Source organism: Synechococcus sp. R3-13 (genome assembly GCF_047462195.1).
GTDB lineage: Bacteria > Cyanobacteriota > Cyanobacteriia > Thermostichales > Thermostichaceae > Thermostichus.
In genome coordinates this window covers 1-2,835 of sequence record NZ_JANSIO010000456.1, presented here as the reverse complement: position 1 = coordinate 2,835, position 2,835 = coordinate 1, and the positions used below count along the sequence as shown (strand labels likewise).

At 61.7% G+C, this 2,835-nt stretch carries 2 protein-coding genes; both read right to left on the bottom strand.

Features of this window, described 5'->3' with window-relative positions; all coding sequences use genetic code 11:
• Nucleotides 1-1,000, bottom strand: a 1,000-nt coding sequence (locus tag NW856_RS12895) for an ATP-binding protein (RefSeq protein WP_414400590.1), incomplete at its 3' end; no start/stop codon positions are given.
• Between the two features lie 279 nt (nt 1,001-1,279).
• Nucleotides 1,280-2,722 carry a gamma-aminobutyraldehyde dehydrogenase gene (locus NW856_RS12890; RefSeq protein ID WP_414400589.1) on the bottom strand — a complete coding sequence of 481 codons (1,443 nt, stop codon included), beginning with the start codon at nt 2,720-2,722 and terminating at the stop codon, nt 1,280-1,282.
• Nucleotides 2,723-2,835: the final 113 nt, after the last annotated feature.

Below are 2,835 nucleotides of genomic sequence, written 5' to 3'. Positions count from 1 at the left end.
GGGGGGGCTGGTCGGGGTCGTATTGGGCGCGGGGCAGCAGCACCAGTTGCACAGCCTGCTGCAGATCCTCGGCCAACAGGCGATCCCGTCCTTCCAGAGCTGCCAGGGCACAGGCGGCCCGTAGGGCAAACTGCTCTCCCCGATGGCCTTGGACATTGCCGCGGATGGCCTCTTGCACCAGGTAGAGGAGCTGTTCCCGCTGGGGTTTGACCTGGGGCAGCCACTCTCGGGCCAGGACAATCTGGGTGCGGATTTCTTCCAGTTCTGCTTGGTGTTGTGCCAGAAAGGGTTCGGGGGCATCGCCGAATTGGCTGGCTCGCTGGGCAATCTCCCGCCGCTCCTCCAGGCTCAGATCCCGCTCCAGCGGCACCACCATGGCCATGCGATCCAGCAGGTGGGGGCGCAGGGATCCCTCTTCGGGGTTGTAGGTGGCCACCAAGAGAGGCCGGCAGGGGTGTTGCAGACTCAGCCCCTCCCGTTCCAGGCGGTTGACCCCATCCCCCACCACCGTCAGCAACAAGTTGACGATGGCGTCGTCCAAGAGGTTGATGTCATCCACATAGAGCACGCCCCGGTGGGCAGCAGCCAAGAGCCCTGGCTGGAAGACCGTTTCCCCCTGCCTGATGGAGGCCTCCACATCGACGGATCCCAGCAGCCGATCTTCGGTGACGCCCAGGGGAACCTGGACAAAGGGGGGCGATATCACTTGGGTGGGCGGCACCTCTCCGGCTGGGTAGCGAGCCTTGGCCCAGTCCGACCAGGTGTCCGGTCGCGCCGGATCGTCGTTGCAATAGGATCCCGCAATCACCTCGATGGGCGGTAGCAAGGCGTGGATCCCTCTGGCCAAAACCGACTTGGCGGTGCCGCGAGGCCCCACCAGCACCACACCTCTTAGGCTGGGATCCACTGCTGCCAGCAGCAGAGCCAGCTTGGCCGCCTGCTGCCCCACTACAGCGGTGAGGGGAAAGGTACAAGGAGCGGATAGAGTTGCGGATCCCATGGTTGGCGGGTAGGCTTGGCGAGCAACGGTTCAATCGAGCAGATTCGCAGCGGAGCGGGAGCTGTACACCCCAGTCTATCGCTTGAGTGCTCCGCACCGCCTTTGCAACTGAGATTTTCTGGGGAGGTTCCAAACCGGCTCCAGACAGTTCCCCAAGCCCTCTCCCAAGGGGAAGGGGTAGGTCGGAATCAAGGCCACCAATGGCCTACGGCGACTGGGAATACCCCTGGTGAGCCGCCGCTGTTTGGTGGTCATCTTCTGTTCAAAATGGGCATCACTTCAGCGGGTTGCAATCATCACGTGTTTGGTGATTTGGTAGTCGCGCACCGCTTCTGCCGAGAGATCTTTGCCAAATCCCGATTGCTTAAAGCCGCCATGGGGGGCCTCAGAGGCAATGGGAATATGGTCGTTGATCCAGACGGTGCCGAACTCCAGATCGGCGGCCAACCTCATCGCTCGTCCGATGTCTTGAGTCCACACAGAAGCCGCCAGCCCGTATAGGACGTCATTGCCCAAGCGTAGCGCTTCCGCTTCTTCGCGAAACGAGCCGAGCGTGAGAACCGGCCCAAAAACCTCACTCTGTACGATCTCCGCCTTTTGATCAACATTGGCAATCACCGTGGGTTCATAGTAGTAGCCTTGGGCAAACTGGGAAGGGATCCGACCGCCGGTCAGCACCTTGGCTCCCTCTGCTTTGGCCCGCTCCACAAATCCCATCACCCGCTCCCGCTGGACTGCCGAGACCAAAGGCCCCATCTCCACCCCGGCCTCAAAGGGGGATCCCACCGTCACTTTGCGCATGGCCTCTACAATGGCCTCTTGTACCTGCGCCAGCTTGCTCTCTTGCACGTAGACGCGGGTGGCCGCCGTACAGTCTTGGCCAGTGTTGACGGTGGCAGCAAACGTGGCCTTGGCAGCAACGGTCTCTACGTCCGCATCCTCGAAGACGATAAACGGCGCTTTGCCCCCCAGTTCCAAATGCACCCGCTTCAGGGTCTCTGCTGCTGTCCGCATCACCTGCTTGCCGGTGGCGGTGGAGCCGGTAAGGCTGACCATTCGCACCTGCGGGTGCTCTACCAGGGCTTGGCCGGTAGCATTGCCCCCGGTAACGATGTTGACCACCCCTGGCGGGATCCCGGCCTCGGCGATCAGTTCTCCCAGCATCAGGGTGGTCAGGGGGGTGGCAGGAGCGGGCTTGAGCACCACCGTACAGCCGGCGGCCAGGGCGGGGCCGATCTTCCAGACGGCCATCATCAGCGGATAGTTCCAGGGGGTAATTTGAGCGCACACCCCCACCGGCTCTTTGCGAAAGAGGGAGGTGTAGCCCTTGGCATATTCCCCGGCGCTAAAGCCATGGATGTCGCGGGCGGCAGCGGCGAAGAAACGCAGATTATCCACCGCAAACGGCAAATCTCCCCCTAAGCTGAGGAACTCGTAGGGCTTGCCGGTGTTTTCCGATTCCACACGAGCCAGTTCTGGGGCACGAGCCTCGATCAGATCTGCCAATTTCCAGAGGGCCAGGGATCGCTCGCCGGGGGTAAGTTTCGACCAACGGCCATCGTAGAAAGCGGTCTGGGCAGCTTGCACCGCCCGATCCACATCGGCAGGGCTAGCATCCACCACCTCTGCCAGTTTCTCGCCGGTGGCCGGGTTCTCGATGGTCATCAACCCCCCCCCTTGGCTATCGACCCATTGGCCGTCGATCCAGAGTTTGTAGGCCATAGCGATGTCCTCAACAGCTTGGTGAAATGGCTCTCCCCATTGTGCCGAATCTTTTTGGCTCGGCTTGAATCATAAGCTTCAATGAACTACCCCACCGCATAGGCGGATGGGGT

Coding starts and splice junctions, on each gene's coding strand:
- NW856_RS12890 (WP_414400589.1), bottom strand. CDS start 2,722: ATGGCCTACAAACTCTGGATCGACGGCCAATGGGTCGATAGCCAAGGG.